Genomic DNA, 15,247 nt, shown 5'->3' on the forward strand with positions numbered 1-15,247 from the left:
TGAATTGCTGGGTATTGTGCCGGATAGCGGGTTACTTCGCTATTACTGAGCGTAATTTTTGTTCTTGATATTCTCAAGGAAATAACCACTTCTTTATGATTTATCAAAGAGTTGGCGCACTGCAGCGGTCGGCGATGGATTCTGCGTTGCTGCCAATCCCGATAAACAAAAAAAGGCAGCCGCAGCTGCCTTTTTAAACATGCGATCGAATTAAGTATTTGCGATCGAAGTCTTGGAGCCGACAGTACCGAATTTCTTACGGAACTTGTCAACGCGACCGGCGGTGTCGACGATTTTGTGTTGACCGGTGTAGAACGGATGCGATTCCGACGAAACTTCAATCTTCACCAAAGGATATTCTTTACCTTCGTGAGTGATGTTTTCGCGAGTCTGGATAGTCGAACGGGTCACGAACTTGAAATCGTTCGAAACGTCGTGGAAAAGAACTTCGCGGTAATTTGGGTGAATGCCGTCTTTCATAATTGCCTCTATTGAGTGGTAGCCAATCAATCACTTCGTCGGTCGTCTTGCTTCTTGACCCGATTGTCGATCACTTGCCGGGGGTGGAAAACCGCGAATTATACAATAAAACTCGGTAAATCCGGTTGCGAAATGGAAAAAACGAATGAAATCAGTGCCTTGGGGAATTTCAGAACTGATTTTTACTTTGTTTTTTGATAACGGCCTGGGCGAGTAGAGGATTCACCCAGGCTGGGGCTGGTTTTTGTTCTATGCAGGCACCATTTTTTGATTGCCGCTTTTGCGGTACAAATATAGTGTTGCAATTAAGCCACATATTGCTGCGGCAGTCATCCACATGCCAGGTGCGCCCTTATCGCCAGTGTACTCAATCAGGCCGGTTGCGATGGCTGGGGTAAAGCCGCCAAAAATCGCCGTTGCCAGGCTGTAGGCCAGGGAAAAGCCCGCAGTGCGCACTTCGACCGGCATGATCTCGGTCAGGGCCACCACCATGGCGCCGTTATAACTGGCGTACAGGAATGACAGCCAGAGTTCCACCATCAGCATCTTCTGGAAGGTCGGGTCGGCCACCAGCCACGACAAGGCTGGATAAGAAGTCAGGATGGTGAGTATGGTAAATGTCAGCAGCAGCGGCTTGCGGCCGATGCGGTCTGACAGGGCGCCCATCACTGGCAGCCAGATGAAATTCGAAACGCCGACGCAGAAGGTAACCACCAGCGCGTCGATGGTGGTGAGTTTCAATACGCTCTTGCCGAAAGTCGGCGTGTAGACGGTGATCAGGTAGAACGACACGGTAGTCATCGATACCAGCATCATGCCGGCAACCACCAGGCCCCAGTTATCCACCATGGAGCGCAGGATTTCGCGCACTGCCGGTTTGTGCTTGCGCGCCATGAACTCCTCGGTTTCCTGCAGGGAGCGGCGAATCACGAACAGCACCGGCACAATCATGCAGCCGACAAAGAACGGCACGCGCCAGCCCCAGTCGGCGATTTGCGCGGGCTGCAGCCACACTTGCAGGCCGAAACCGATCGCCGCGGCGACGATGATCGCCACTTGCTGGCTGGCCGATTGCCAGCTGACATAGAAGCCCTTGTTGCCGGGCGTTGCCATTTCCGACAAATAGACCGAGACGCCGCCCAGTTCAACCCCTGCCGAAAATCCTTGCAGCAAGCGGCCGATCAATACCAGCAGCGGCGCCACATAGCCGATGGTGGCGTAACCCGGTACGAAGGCAATCAGCATGGTGCCGACCGCCATCAGTGCCAGGGTAGTGATCAGACCCTTGCGGCGGCCAACCCGGTCGACATAGGCGCCAAGAATGATTGCGCCCAGGGGGCGCATCAGGAAGCCCGCGCCGAAAGTCATGAAAGTCAGCATCAGCGAAGCGAATTCATCGCCGGCCGGGAAAAAGGTTTTTGAAATGTAGGTCGCGTAAAAGCCGAATAGGAAGAAATCGAACATCTCCATGAAGTTACCGCTGGTAACCCGCAGAACGGTGCCGAATTTCGATGGGCTGGATTGAGTCGTGGCCATGGTGTGTTGTCGCGAAAATTTTAGGTTCGGAAGAATGGCATTTAACCGGTGAGCTCGATCAGTCTACACCTTATCAATCAGCCCGCAATCCTTGCTGTAAATCACGATTTTCTGCCGTAAAAAAAGGCTTTTTTACAGATCCGAGATTAGTAATGTCAGAAATAACAAATGCGCCGACCTTACGACAAAAAAAATCTGACGTGCTTGCGCAGGTCAGACTTTTTTTATTTTCGATTGAGATGGATTTCAACCGAAACGGGCCGGGGTCGAGGCCGATTAGCCGCCGCGTCGCATCATGTCGAAGAACTCGGCGTTATTCTTGGTCGACTTCATCTTGTCGAGGATGAACTCCATCGCTTCGATTTCATCCATGCTGTACAGCAGCTTGCGCAGTACCCAGATTTTTTGCAGCTGGTCAGGCTTGATCAGCAATTCTTCGCGGCGGGTGCCGGATTTGTTCAGGTTGATCGATGGATAAACGCGCTTCTCGGCGAGGCGGCGTTCCAGATGCACTTCCATGTTGCCGGTACCCTTGAACTCTTCGTAGATCACGTCATCCATGCGGCTGCCGGTTTCGATCAGGGCAGTAGCGATGATGGTCAGCGAACCGCCTTCTTCGATGTTACGGGCGGCGCCGAAGAAACGCTTCGGACGTTGCAGCGCGTTGGCGTCGACACCGCCGGTCAGGACCTTGCCGGAAGCAGGGATCACGGTGTTGTAGGCACGTGCCAGGCGGGTGATCGAGTCTAGCAGGATCACCACGTCTTTTTTCATTTCCACCAGGCGCTTGGCTTTTTCCAGCACCATTTCGGCGACTTGTACGTGACGTGTGGCCGGTTCGTCGAAAGTGGATGCAACCACTTCGCCGCGCACCGAGCGCTGCATTTCTGTCACTTCTTCCGGACGTTCGTCGATCAACAGGACGATCATCACGGTGTCAGGATGGTTAGTCGTGATGGCATGCGCAATGTGCTGCAGCATGACCGATTTACCCGACTTCGGCGACGCCACCAGCAGGCCGCGCTGGCCTTTGCCGATAGGCGCGATCATATCGATGATACGGCCGGTGATGTTTTCTTCGCCGCGCATGTCGCGTTCCAGCGGCAGCGGTTTGTTCGGGTGCAGTGGCGTCAGGTTTTCAAACAGGATGCGGTGTTTCGACGCTTCCGGCGATTCGCCGTTGACCTTGTCGACCTTGACCAGTGCGAAATAGCGTTCGCCGTCTTTCGGCGTACGCACTTCACCTTCGATCGAATCGCCGGTATGCAGATTGAAACGGCGGATTTGCGAAGGCGAAATGTAAATGTCGTCGGTGGACGCCATGTAGCTGGCGTCGGGCGAGCGCAGGAAACCAAAGCCGTCAGGCAGTACTTCGAGGGCGCCATCGCCAAAAATCTGTTCTCCTGATTTCGCGCGCTTTTTCAGGATCGCGAACATCAGTTCTTGTTTGCGCAATCGCGCCGCGTTATCGATGTCCAGGCCGATTGCCATTTCTAGCAGGGCGGAGACGTGTAACGCCTTTAATTCAGATAAATGCATAGGTATGAGTGTCCCGGGATGGGAAGTATTGGGTGGGGGAGGGAACTGCGTGGTGTCGTTAGTAAAACACAAGCGGCGATGCGGGCGCATCGCCGCGGTTGTTATTATAGGTTCGAATCAATGAATGCAGTGAGTTGGCCTTTGGCCAGCGCGCCGACTTTTTGTGCCGCAGGAACGCCGTTCTTGAACAGGATCAAGGTCGGAATGCCACGGATGCCATGCTTGGCAGGCACTGCCTGGTTGGCATCAACGTCCAGCTTGACGATTTGCAGCTTGTCGCCGTATTCCTTGGCGACTTCTTCCAGGATAGGGGCAATCATCTTGCAAGGACCGCACCACTCAGCCCAGAAATCGACCAGGACCGGTTTGTCCGATTTAAGTACATCTGCTTCAAAGGATGCGTCGGAAGTATGTTTAATGTGTTCGCTCATGGTTTCCTCAGTGTGAGGGAAAAAAGAATCAATGTGTGCCAAGACTACTTACCATTCCTGCTTGGTGGTTGCCATCGGCGTTCCCTATTCTATTTAATAAGTGGGGATGCCGTGCGCGAATTCAAGTTTTTGTGGGTGTGGTAAGAGGTGTTGCGGCGGGATATTCACTAAATAATAACCGATTTTTATAAAAAGTGTGGGCGATGTAATTATTTCGAGCTTATTTTTTCAAGGCCTCGCATAAAATGAGGGCTAATTGTTGCAAAAATGCGAGAGTGCCAATTCTCGTAGCCGACCGGCGGGTCCCGTCCATCCAGTGAGCCACATGTCCCTAGAATCCATAAAACTTGTGCCATCTGCCAACTTCTGGCCGGCTGCGGCACGTGCATTGCTGGCGGCCTGCCGCGAGGATAGCGGTGATCGCGGCCAGCGCGATTTCGCCCGCTGGCGCGTGGTGCTGCCGACTTTCGCTCATGCGCAGCCGTTGAAAGCAGCGATCGCTGCGGAATTAGGCGGGACTTTCGTGCCGCCGCAATTCTTTACCTTGTCCGGCTGGTTGATGACGTTGCCACCGTTGCCGAATGTGCTGCCCGCCAGCGAACGGCTGATGCGTTTGTATGCTGAGTTGCGCCAGCACGGCTGGCTGAAAAAATTATTTACCGCGCGTCGCAATACCGATCTGCTGCCGCTGGCACAAACGCTGTTAGCGCTATCAGATGAGCTGACCCAGGCTTTATTACCCGGGCTGCATGCCGATGCTGCCAGTGATCCGGAACAGCGCTGGCAAAGCGCGCTGGAACAATTGTCGCCGGATGCGCGTAAATTATTGTCGGACGAGACGCAGCTGGTGTGGTCGATCTGGAAAAGCCAGCTGGATGCCGACGATGCGATAGCGGCACGCTTCGCGCAAATGCTGCAAATAGCGGAAAGCGCCAGCCAGCCGCTGATCTGGATCAGTTCGGTAGCGCCGGAGCCTTTGGAGCAGGCTTTTCTCGACGCCTATGCCATGCGTCAACGGGTGGTTACGATGACGCTGGACTGGCGTGCGCAGGCAATACTGCCGACTTACACAATGGCGTGGCCGGAGATGGTGGAAGTCGCAACCAACGAAGAACGCACCGACATCGCAGCCAGCGATCTTGCGCTACCGGCCGAGATGCAATTGTGCGCCGCCAGCAGTGTCGAAGACGAAGCGGTGCAGGGCGCGCAAATGGTGATCGACTGGCTGCGGTCAGGCAAAACCAATCTGGCGATTGTGGCGCAGGACCGGGTAGTGGCCCGGCGGATTCGCGCCTTGCTGGAACGTGCGCAAATTCATGTGGCCGATGAAACCGGCTGGAAGTTATCGACTACGCGCGCTGCCTCCGCCATTGCCGCCTGGTTCGATGTTGTCGCTGCGCGCGGCGAAACCACCGCCTTGCTGGATTTGCTGAAGTCGCCGTTTGTATTGAACGAAGCGCCCAGGGATTTGTTGCATGAGGCGCAGGACAGCGTCGCCAACAAGTCGGCACTGGTGATGAAAATAGAATTGCTGCTGCGGCGCGCCAACGTGCTCGGCGAGTGGCGCGCGGTGATCAATGCGTTGAATGCGGCGCCCACGGAGCAAAAGACGGTAGCGTTGCTCGCGCAGCAGGCAGCATTGTTCAGCGGTCGCAAGAATTTACGCGATTGGATTGCTACCACCACTTCGGCATTGGATAGCTTGGGCATCGCGTCGGCGCTCAGCGCGGATTCGGCGGGCCAGCAGATCTTGCAGCTGTTGCAGCATATTGCGCCACCGGCGAATGCGCTGGGTCAAGATTATGCTGCGCTATTCTCTTTTCCGGAATGGCGCGCGCTGGTCAATCTGCAGCTCGACGACACCAGTTTCATCAGCGCCATCAATGACCGCCGGGTAGTGATGCTGCCGTTGAATGGCGCCCGCTTGCGCTCATTCGATGCGGTGCTGATGGTTGGCGCCGACGCCGACCACCTGCCATCGCAACCGCAAGAGACGCTGTTCTTTGCCAATACCGTCAGGCGTGAGCTGGGCCTAGCGACACGCGAGAGCCGGCAGCGCCAGCAATTGCGCGACGTGGTCGAATTGCTGGCGATGAATCCGCAGGTAGTGCTGTCCTGGCAGGCGCACAAGGATGGTGAACCGAACCCGGTCAGCCCATGGATCCAGCGCTTGCAACTGACCTTGGCGCGTAATGCCGCGCCTGCACTGACTGAAACGCGGGCGGAGATTGCTGCACAAACCTTGCAGGCGACACTGTCAATCATGCCGAGGCCGGCAGCGCCGCAGTTGACACCAAGCCGTCTGTCAGCCAGTGCTTACAACAGTTTTATTCAATGCCCGTATCAATTTTTTGCCCGGCGCATGTTGGGCCTGGCGTCGCTGGATGAGCTGTCCGATCTGCCGGAAAAGCGTGACTACGGCGGCTGGCTGCATGAAATCCTGGAAACCTATCACGAAACCCTGCGTGATCAGCCACGTCCGGCAGATCAGCGCGAAGCGTTGCTGGTGGATATTTCAAAAAAATTATTCGACGAAGTCATAGCCAAAAATGCCGCAGCCCTGGGTTACTACTCGCGCTGGCAAAAAGTCATTTCTGCTTATGTCATCTGGGCCAATGAGCACGAAGCCCAAGGCTGGCGTTTTGTGTTTGGCGAACAGGCGTATGAAAAGCCGATGCCGCTGGCAGACCGCGACCTGACCCTGCATGGGCGGATTGACCGGATCGACGAGAACGATGCCGGGGAACGTGCGGTACTGGATTACAAGACCAACAACCAGCTCGTGCTGAATAAGAAACTCAAAGACCATGAAGATCATCAACTGGCCTTCTACGGTTTGCTGTCGGACCGACCGGTTGCGGCGGCGCACTACGTCGCGCTGGAAACTACCAAAGACAAGGTCGGTGATGTGAGCGCACCTGATTATGACGAAGCGCAACGCGCTTTGGCCGCACAGATTACGATCAATGTGGAAGCGATTGCGCGCGGCGTCGGCCTGCCTGCCAACGGTGTCGCATCGGTATGCCAGTATTGCGATGTACGCGGCCTGTGTCGCAAGGGAGCATGGGAATGACCGAGCCTGTGCAAATCGCGCTACCGAGCGCTTATCGGATGAATGGCGAAGTGGTCGACGCACAGGGTTTTACCAATGCCGCTTGCGATCCTCAACATTCGGTGGTGGTGGAAGCGTGTGCCGGCAGCGGTAAAACCTGGTTGCTGGTGGCGCGCATGTTGCGCCTGTTGCTGGCCGGCGCCGCACCATCCGAGCTGCTGGCGATTACCTTTACCCGCAAGGCCGCGCAGGAAATGCGCGAACGGTTGCTGGAACTGTTGCACGATCTGGCCCTGCAGCCGGATGCCAAAGTGCGCAACTTGCTGCTGGAGCGCGGTATCGCGCCACAAGCCATGACCCAGGTATTGCCTGCAGCACGCAATCTGTACGAGCGCGTGCTGGCCAGTCCGCAAAGTTTATCTATCGATACTTTTCATAGCTGGTTCGCACGTCTGCTGAAAATTGCGCCGCTGGCTTCGGGGGTGCCGCACGGCTACGCGTTGACAGAGAAAACCGGCGAGTTGCAGGCCGATGCTTATCTGCGTTTCATGCAATCGCTGAACGATGAAGATAATAGCCAGGTCAAGCAGGATTTGCTGACGCTATATCAGCTGGTTGGCGATTTCAGTACCAGGAAATTATTGAACGCTTTCCTCGATAAGCGCGCCGAGTGGTGGGCGGTAATCCAGCAGGGTGTGGATGCGCCGATGGAATGGCTGCGTGAAATGTGCGGCGAAGATGCCGAAGTCGACGCCCGCCTGTCCTTGTGGGACGACGAGAAATTATTATCTCAGGTGAAGCAGATTGCCTGGTTACTTGGGCAGGGTTCGGCGACCAACCAGAAACGCGCGACCGCGATTGAAATGGCACTGACCGCGGGCGCGGCAGTAGGCAATTTCGATGCGCTCTGTAATCAGTTCTTCGATGACGCAGGCAAGCCGCGGAGTAACGGCAAAACCAAGGATTTTCTGAAGGCACTGGAAAACAGCCTGGGCGGCAATGCCCTTGATGCCTTCGAAGCAGAATTTTTTGCGACCGGGGAAGCGCTTAAGTTGCTGCGCAAGCGCAGTTACGAACGTACCGTAATCAGTTTGAACCAGCATCTGTTCAGCGTTGGCAATGCCTATCTGGAATGCTATCAGGCGCTCAAGGCAGAGCAGCGTGTATTCGATTTCGCCGACCTGGAATGGCAAGCCTACCGCTTGCTGACCAATCCGGAAAGCGCGGCCTATCTGCAAAGCCGGCTCGACAGCCGCTACAAGCATATCCTGCTGGACGAATTTCAAGACACCAATCCGCTGCAGTGGAGCATCGTGCGCGCCTGGTTGAACGCCTATGGCGAAGATGCCGGCCAGCCGAGCGTGTTTGTGGTCGGCGATCCGAAACAATCGATCTATCGTTTCCGCCGCGCCGAGCCGCGCGTGTTCGAAGCCGCGCGTAAGTTATTGCAAGAGCAGGGCGCCACGGTGTTGCAAGCCAATCAGACCAGGCGCAACGCCAGCGCGATTGTCGATGTGTTGAACGCCAGCTTCTACGCCAACCCCTTGTTCTCAGCACAAACCACATTGGGCGAAGTCGGCGGCGTTGTGTGGCGTTTGCCGTTGATCCGGCAAGCCGGCGATGAGGCAGCGGAGGCGCCGCAGGGCCTGCGTAATCCCTTGACGACCGCACGTGAAGAATCGGAAGATGCGCGCCGCCGCGACGAGGGCAGGCAACTGGCGCAAGCTTTATGGCGCGCCAGGCAAGAACTGGTAGTGCTTCAGGAGCAGGGTAGCCGCAAAATACAGTGGTCGGACGTGATGTTGCTGGTTAAGAAACGCAGTCATCTCGGCGCTTACGAAAGCGCGCTGCGCGAAGCCGGCATACCGTTCATGTCCGACAAGCGCGGCGGCCTGCTGGAGTCGCTGGAAATCTCCGATCTGATTGCCTTGCTGACTTTCCTGATCACACCTGACGATGCGCGGGCATTGGGCCATGTATTGAAATCGCCGATCTTCGGCGCCAGCGATAATGATCTGATCGGTCTGGCGCAACGCACCGAACGAGGTTGGTGGCCCCGTCTGCGGGCTGCTGCGCTGGAGCATGACGCCGCGCCGGCGCTGCAACGCGCTAGTGTTCTGCTGGAAGATTGGCTGCAGGCTGCACCACGTTTGCCGGTGCACGATCTGCTCGATGTTATCTTGCACCGAGGCCAATTGCTGGCCCGCTATGCGCAAGCCGCGACGCCTTTGTCGCGTAGCCAGGCCATCGGCAACATCGAAACCTTCGTCGAACTTGCACTGAATATGGATGCGGGCCGCTATCCCAGCCTGCCGAAATTTATCGATGCCTTGCGCAGCTTGCAAAACGCCGCCGGCGGCGATGCGCCTGACGAAGCCAGTATCGATGCCGCGACCGATGCAGTACGGATACTGACTGTACATAGCGCCAAGGGACTGGAAGCACCGGTAGTGGTGCTGCTGGACGCCAACCACAGCAAACCTGCCCGCGACGACTACGGTATCCTGTGCGACTGGCCGCAAGACGCGGAAGCGCCGCAGCACTTTTCCGCGTTCGGCAGCAGCGCCGAGCGCGGCGCTGCGCGCGATCCTTTGTTTGCGGCAGAAGAAGGTTTCAAGACGCAGGAAGACTGGAACCTGTTGTACGTAGCTACCACCCGCGCCAAGCAGTTGCTGATCATTAGCGGCGTCGCAGGCAGAAGCGGCGGCGTGACGGATGACAGTTGGTACGCACGGCTTGAACATGTTCCTGAAGCCAGTTTCGATGCAGTAGCAGAAGCTGCTGCTGTCGTCGATGGTGCACAAAGATTTGAGCAGGAAATATTCGATCCTCCGCAATTGCCGCCGCCGGTGGTAGCAGTCGCTGCCACTTTCGATAATCAGGCGATAGCTGAAGGTATCGCGTTGCACGGATTGCTGGAACGAGTCACCCAGCATGGTCAATGGCCGGTGCTGCTGCCGGATGCCGAGACAATTGCGCGCTGGCTACCGTGTCCGCTAGCGTTGGCAAAGCTGATCAGACATCAGGCCCAGACCATTCTGGGGCAGGCCGATCTGGCGCATTTCTTTAATCCAGCCTTACATTTGCACGCCCGCAATGAAATGGAAATCATCGCCGATAACGTCGTGCTGCGTTTCGACCGGGTGGTGATCTTTGACGATGAGGTGTGGATCCTGGATTACAAACGCAATCTGCTCGACAGCGAACGCGCGGCGTATACGACTCAGCTGCGCACATACCGGCAAGCGGCGCAGCCGGTGTTTGCGGATAAGCGCTTGCGAACGGCGTTGCTGACAGTGGACGGACGGTTGTCCGAAATTGACTAAATAAGAGCGCACCTATAATTCACGCCAAGGCAACCGTAGGGTGGGCATGAATGCCCACGCGTGACCGCGATAACCGGAGTGCATGCCCATGCGCTGCCGAAACAGACGTGTACGTGAAGTGGATCACGCGTGGGCACAAATGCGTGCCCACCCTACCAGATCATGGAAATAGCCGGCGTGCAATCAACGGTGATGCGGCGCCGCGTATTTCTTTTCCAGCCGGCCAACCAACATAGCCAGGCACATGGTCATGGCGAAATAGACCACGGAAATCGTGATGTATGGCTCCCAATAGCGCGAATAGGCACCGGCCACGGTCCTTGCAGCGTAAGCCAGCTCGGCCAGGCCGATGGCCGACACCAGCGATGAGTCCTTGAGCAGCGTGATCGCTTCATTGCCAAGCGGCGGCAGCATGCGGCGAAACGCTTGCGGCAGCACCACATAACGCATGGTCAGTTTGTAACCCATGCCGAGGCTGGATGCCGCATACGTCTGGCCACGATCAATCGACTGGATACCAGCGCGGAAAATCTCGGAAATATACGCACCGGCATTCAACGACAAGGCCACGACACCGGAGATGAAGGCGCCGTAATCCTGTTTGATGGTGCGCGCCAGCTCACCGGAGATCAGCAGGCCGTTGTCTTGATGGATCAGCACCGGCATCACTGCAAAGTGGATCAGCAGGATCTGCACGAACAGCGGAGTGCCGCGGAAGAAGGCGACATAGAAGCTGGCCAGCCCTTTAAGCACGCGGAGCGGCCATTTCCATGGGCCGTGTTTGACATCCGCCAAACGTAGCATGCCCAGCAATAAGCCCAGGATGGTGCCGATGACGATACTGATCACGGCGACCTGTAGCGTCATGAAGAAGCCTTTGACGAATAGCGGCGCGTAGCCTTGTATGATGCTCCAGCGAAAATCCATAAGTATTGTTGAGAAGAAACGGTGTGACGGGCTGAATGGACGCGTAACCCGGCTGGTTGGCGATCCGGGCTATGCAAGAAGATACTAAAAATTAGCGCAAAATTATACCGTAGTTGCCGCAGACAGCCAAAAAACAGGCGGTCTGCGGGGGATTTTCAACTATTTACTTGCTGCTTATTTGCTGCCGCCAAAGTACTTTGCATTGATTTTGTCAAAGCTGCCGTCAGCTTTGACAGCTGCCAGGCCTTGATTGATTTTGGCCAGCAGCTCGGTATTCCCCTTGCGTACCGCAATGCCATAGTACTCTTTCGGAAAGCCGGCATCGCTTACTACGCGGAAGCTGGCGGACGGATTGTTGGTAATGTAGTTCCTCACCACCGGATCGTCAGCCACCACGGCATCGACGCCGCCGCTTTCCAGTTCTTTCAAGGCCAGCGTGGTGGAATCGAAGCGCTTGATGCTCGGATTGTTCTTTCCCACCAGGTTTTGTACCACTTCATCACCCGTAGTGGCGCTTTGCACGCCGATTTTCATGTTTTTCAGGTCGTTGAACTGCTTGACCGAGGTGTTGTTTTGCGGGACGGCGATCAACTGGCTGGCTTCAAAATACGGCGTCGAAAAATCCACAGTCTGCTTGCGCTCATCGGTAATCGTGATGGCTGAAATCAGCAGATCGCGGTCGCCCTGCGCGAGGAAATTGAAGATGCCTTCGAACGGCGTCGGAACGAATTTCACTTCGATGCCGATTTTTGCCGCAATCGCTTTCATCAAGTCGATGTCGAAACCGACCACTTCCTTCTTTTCGTTTTCAGCGGAAAACGGCGCGTAAGCTGATTCAACCCCAACCACGTACAGGTTTTGTTTGGCAGCTGCCGCCGGTGCTTCTTCCTTTTTACTGCAGGCGCCCACTGCCAGCAGGCTCATGCTCAGAGCGCATAGCGGCAGGTAACGGCGTAACATTTTTTTCATGGTGCTCTCGCAAAAATAAGTCGGATTTTTAGCTGAGTTTATAATCGAATTTATAGCTTCTCGTCCGCGAAATACTTCTTGTATATCCGGTCCTGGGTGCCATCCGCCTTGATCTGCTCCAACCCGTGATTCAGCTTGGCCAGCAAGTCGGCATTGCCCTTCTTGACCGCGATTCCGTAATATTCCTTAGGGAAAGCCGGATCGTTGACGATGCGGAAATTCTTGCCCGGATTGTTCTTCACGAAATTGGTGACGACGCCATTGTCGCCGACCACGGCATCGACGCCACCGCCTTCCAGCTCTTGAAACGCCAGCGGCATCGACTCGAAGCGTTTGACGCTAGGGCTGTTTTTGCCGACCAGGTTTTGTGCCGCTTCGTCAGCGGTAGTAGCGCTCTGAACGCCGATCTTCAAAGATTTCAGATCTTCGAATTTAGCTACTTTGGAATTCGACGGCAGCACGATCAGCTGCTTGGCCACAAAGTAAGGTTCCGAGAAATCCATGGTTTGACGACGCTGGTCGTTGATCGTGATGGTGGAAATCAGGATATCGCGGTCGCCCTGGGACAGGGCATTGAACAGGCCGTCGAACGGTGTATTGACGATCCGGATCTTGATGCCGGCCTTGTCGGCCACGGCTTTCATGATTTCGACATCGAAGCCAACCAGTTCTTTCTGTTCATTCTCGGAAGCGAAGGGAGCATATGCGCCGTCGGCGCCAACTACGTATTCAATGTTGCCCGTGGTCGCCGCAGCGTTGTTATCCTTCTTGCCGCAACCTGCCAGAACGGCAAGTGAACATACCAACGCCAGAGTCAGAGCCGGCAGATATCGTTGTTTCATATTTTCTCCCGGCGCTTATTTGGACGATTCAGCAAAATACTTGGCGTAGATCTTGTCGTAAGTGCCGTCGGCCTTGATTGCCGCCAGTCCTTTGTTGACCTTGGCCAGCAACTCGGCGTTGCCCTTCTTGACTGCGATGCCGTAGTACTCTTTAGGGAATGCCGGATCGGTGATGAAGCGGAAACCTTCGGATGGATTGTTCTTGATGTAATTCTTGATCACGCCGTTATCGGATACGACTGCCTCGACGCCGCCGCCTTCCAGTTCCTTCATGACCAGGGTCGCCGATTCCAGGCGTTTGATGTTGGGATTACTCTTGCCCAATTCCTTTTGCACGATTTCATCGCCGGTGGTTGCACTTTGCACGCCCACTTTCATGTTCTTCAAATCGGCAAACTTCGTGACTGTGGAATTTTTCGGCACCACGATCAGTTGATTGGCTTCGAAGTAGGGCTCGGAAAAATCGACGGTCTGCTTGCGTTCATCGGTAATCGTGATTGCCGATGCCAGCAGATCGCGGTCGCCCTGCGCCAGGAAATTGAAGATGCCTTCGAACGGCGTGTTGACGAACTTGATCTTGAAACCGCCCTTGTCGGCGATTGCATTCATTACATCGACATCAAAGCCGACGATTTCCTTTTGTTCATTCTGGTATTCGAACGGCGCAAAAGTCGCCTCGGCGCCGACCAGATATACAGTCGGCGCAGGCGCTGCCGCCGTTTTCGGTTCCTGCTTGCCGCAAGCTGCCAACGACAGCGCGAGTACGCACAGGCCCAGATTGAAAATGCGTTTCATTGAGTCTCTCCAGTAAAGATGGGTAATGTGTTCCAGTTCATATCGGCAACGCGGCAACGAAAGCCAGCGTTCAAGAGTTGCGGCCACGTGCGGCTTTCTGGCCGGAGCATGTAGTTGCAATTTTATCAATATTGTTTGGAGTAAGCCGCTATTTTAGATTCATCTATGTAAATAACAATGATTTATATAGATGTGTGGCGGCAATGGCGACTTTATTGCAGGCTCTTGAACGCTTCCGACAGCGACAAGATCTGACCGGTGGCGCTGCCATCGTAGCCGCTGATCTGGTCAACTATTTCGCGAAACGAGGCTGATTGCAAGATGCTGATCACTTGCTGCATCAGCGGGTCGCTCATGGCGCTGCAGGATATGGCAAAGAAATAACGCTCCCGCACCAGCGGGATGAAATCCAGACCGAAGCGCTGAGCCGCAGTCTGTACGCCGAAACCGACATCGGCCATGCCGCTGGCGATAAAGGCGGCAATTGCGGAGTGGGTGAATTCTGCGGTTTCGAAACCGTCGATGGCAGTGGGCGACAACGCTTGCCTGGACAACATCAGTTCCAGCAGCATGCGCGTACCGGAGCCCGGTTGGCGGTTGACAAAAAGTACGCCGGATCGGGTCAGGTCGGATAAGCCGGCGATTTTTTTCGGATTACCCGGCGCCACCATCAAGCCTTGGTTGCGTACCGCCAGGTGAACCAGGCAATGTTTGTCTTTATCCAGCCATTGGCGATAGCTGGCTACCGATGCTTCTTCGAATTCTCCCAGCGGCACGTGAAAGCCGGCCAGGTCGCATTCCTGCCGCGCCAGGGCCGCCACCGCATCTGCGCTATTGCGATAACGCAGTTCCACCGGCAGGCGTCGTTCATTCAGCTGATTCAGCAATGCCGCAACGGCAAAGCCATGACTGGCGTTCAGGCGGATCATCGGCGGCCCGCAGCTTACTGTTTTGCTCAGCTCACCTTCCAGTTCGGACGCCAGGGTCTCCAGTGTCGGCGACAAACGCGCCGCGATGCGGCGATCAGCCCAGATCAGTTTTTCTGCAAGCGGCAACAGGCGGCTACCGCGGCCGCGCCCGGTTTCTACCAGTGGGTGACCGAACATCTGTTCTGCTGCACGTAACAAGCCCCAGGCGTGACGGTAAGAACCGCCGGTCTGTTTGGCGGCATTGGCAATCGAGCCGGTTTCCTGGATTGCCGTAAGTAATGTCAATAAAACAGCAGTATCCAGTGGCGACTCTGCATCGCGCGAAATTTCCCAATGCGGCTTTATTTTGACTCTATACATTATGCAAAATATAGCCTATTGAGCAGGCCATCTACTAGTGATATTTTGTATATTTATAGGA

General features: G+C 55.5%; 11 protein-coding genes. 2 read left to right on the forward strand and 9 right to left on the reverse strand.

The window, feature by feature from the left end:
* Nucleotides 1-210: 210 nt before the first annotated feature.
* From BM029_RS04110 to trxA, 4 genes are all read right to left on the reverse strand, one after another.
* A complete protein-coding gene (locus BM029_RS04110) occupies nucleotides 211-480 on the reverse strand; it encodes a type B 50S ribosomal protein L31 (protein WP_061532390.1) in 270 nt (89 codons plus the stop codon).
* A 249-nt stretch (nucleotides 481-729) separates the two neighbouring features.
* Nucleotides 730-2,016 (reverse strand): MFS transporter, encoded by a 1,287-nt coding sequence (locus tag BM029_RS04115; protein WP_092432894.1) that lies wholly within the window; start codon nucleotides 2,014-2,016, stop codon nucleotides 730-732.
* 276 nt (nucleotides 2,017-2,292) lie between these two features.
* Nucleotides 2,293-3,555 carry a transcription termination factor Rho gene (gene rho, locus BM029_RS04120; RefSeq protein WP_014004861.1) on the reverse strand — a complete coding sequence of 421 codons (1,263 nt, stop codon included), beginning with the start codon at nucleotides 3,553-3,555 and terminating at the stop codon, nucleotides 2,293-2,295.
* A 104-nt stretch (nucleotides 3,556-3,659) separates the two neighbouring features.
* The gene (trxA, locus tag BM029_RS04125; RefSeq protein WP_092414674.1) at nucleotides 3,660-3,986 is read right to left on the reverse strand and encodes a thioredoxin TrxA; all 327 of its coding nucleotides are present in this window, start codon (nucleotides 3,984-3,986) and stop codon (nucleotides 3,660-3,662) included.
* 325 nt (nucleotides 3,987-4,311) lie between these two features.
* On the opposite strand from trxA, the gene BM029_RS04130 reads away from it, so the two are divergent.
* Nucleotides 4,312-7,059, forward strand: a complete 2,748-nt coding sequence (locus BM029_RS04130; RefSeq protein ID WP_092432896.1) for a PD-(D/E)XK nuclease family protein — start codon at nucleotides 4,312-4,314, stop codon at nucleotides 7,057-7,059.
* Nucleotides 7,050-10,364: a UvrD-helicase domain-containing protein gene (locus tag BM029_RS04135; RefSeq protein ID WP_371329079.1), complete on the forward strand. Its 3,315-nt coding sequence runs from the start codon at nucleotides 7,050-7,052 to the stop codon at nucleotides 10,362-10,364. The genes BM029_RS04130 and BM029_RS04135 overlap by 10 nt, the downstream gene beginning before the upstream one ends.
* A gap of 183 nt (nucleotides 10,365-10,547) precedes the next feature.
* Here BM029_RS04135 and BM029_RS04140 read toward each other — a convergent pair whose 3' ends face one another.
* The 5 genes from BM029_RS04140 to BM029_RS04160 all read right to left on the reverse strand — a co-directional run bounded on the left by BM029_RS04140 (nucleotide 10,548) and on the right by BM029_RS04160 (nucleotide 15,186).
* Nucleotides 10,548-11,291: an amino acid ABC transporter permease gene (locus tag BM029_RS04140; RefSeq protein ID WP_092432899.1), complete on the reverse strand. Its 744-nt coding sequence runs from the start codon at nucleotides 11,289-11,291 to the stop codon at nucleotides 10,548-10,550.
* 174 nt (nucleotides 11,292-11,465) lie between these two features.
* The gene (locus tag BM029_RS04145; RefSeq protein WP_092432900.1) at nucleotides 11,466-12,260 is read right to left on the reverse strand and encodes a basic amino acid ABC transporter substrate-binding protein; all 795 of its coding nucleotides are present in this window, start codon (nucleotides 12,258-12,260) and stop codon (nucleotides 11,466-11,468) included.
* 50 nt (nucleotides 12,261-12,310) lie between these two features.
* The gene (locus BM029_RS04150; protein ID WP_092432901.1) at nucleotides 12,311-13,102 is read right to left on the reverse strand and encodes a basic amino acid ABC transporter substrate-binding protein; all 792 of its coding nucleotides are present in this window, start codon (nucleotides 13,100-13,102) and stop codon (nucleotides 12,311-12,313) included.
* A 15-nt stretch (nucleotides 13,103-13,117) separates the two neighbouring features.
* Complete coding sequence (locus BM029_RS04155) at nucleotides 13,118-13,897, reverse strand: basic amino acid ABC transporter substrate-binding protein (RefSeq protein ID WP_092432903.1); 780 nt, start codon at nucleotides 13,895-13,897, stop codon at nucleotides 13,118-13,120.
* A gap of 212 nt (nucleotides 13,898-14,109) precedes the next feature.
* Entirely contained in the window at nucleotides 14,110-15,186 is a 1,077-nt protein-coding gene (locus BM029_RS04160; protein WP_092432905.1) for a substrate-binding domain-containing protein, read from the reverse strand.
* Nucleotides 15,187-15,247: the final 61 nt, after the last annotated feature.

It is taken from the genome of Collimonas sp. OK607 (assembly GCF_900111995.1).
Classification (GTDB): Bacteria; Pseudomonadota; Gammaproteobacteria; order Burkholderiales; family Burkholderiaceae_D; genus Collimonas.